Source organism: Shewanella sp. c952, from assembly GCF_019654975.1.
Classification (GTDB): Bacteria; Pseudomonadota; Gammaproteobacteria; order Enterobacterales; family Shewanellaceae; genus Shewanella.
Genome location: NZ_BPEW01000095.1, coordinates 1 through 676, shown reverse-complemented (window position 1 = coordinate 676; position 676 = coordinate 1). Strand labels below are relative to the sequence as shown.

General features: G+C 48.8%; 1 pseudogene. It reads left to right on the top strand.

What is annotated here, in order from left to right:
* Positions 1-42: 42 nt before the first annotated feature.
* Positions 43-676: pseudogene (locus tag K5R16_RS22010) on the top strand (AmpG family muropeptide MFS transporter); the annotation flags it as partial.

Sequence of the window (676 nt, the reverse complement as noted above, 5' to 3'; positions counted from 1 at the left end):
GAACCGTAAGATTTAGACAACTAATTCCAGTAAAGCTTGTTTATGTCTTCTGCATTCGTGCCCTCTTTTTTTCAGCGTTTTAAAAACGCCGCATCAATCTATTGCCATAAAAGGGTATTAATCTTACTTCTACTCGGTTTTTCGGCTGGCTTACCCCTGATGCTGGTTTTTTCCACCCTATCATTCTGGTTACGTGAAGCAGGAGTTGATCGTACTGCCATCGGTTACTTTAGCTGGATAGCACTCGCTTATGGCTTTAAGTGGGCTTGGTCCCCCCTTGTGGATCGGATGTCACTGCCAATATTCACTCGGCTGTTAGGACGCAGGCGCGGTGGGATGATGTTCGCCCAGCTACTGCTCGTCGCCGCAATTATCGGCATGAGTCAAAGTGATCCCCTTGCCGATCTCGTAAGGCTAGCCCTATTTGCCTTAATGGTTGCCTTTGCCTCTGCCACCCAAGATATTGTTATCGATGCATTTCGAATTGAGTCGGCGCCGGTGAAAATGCAGGCCGCACTGGCTGCCGCCTATCAAGTGGGCTATCGAAGCGCCATGATTGTCGCGACAGCTGGTGCACTTACAATAGCTGCATGGATAGAGCCTAACAGCGAAAGCTACAGCTTAATGTCATGGCAAACGGCGTATTTAGTCATGGCAGGTCTCATGTCTATCGGCA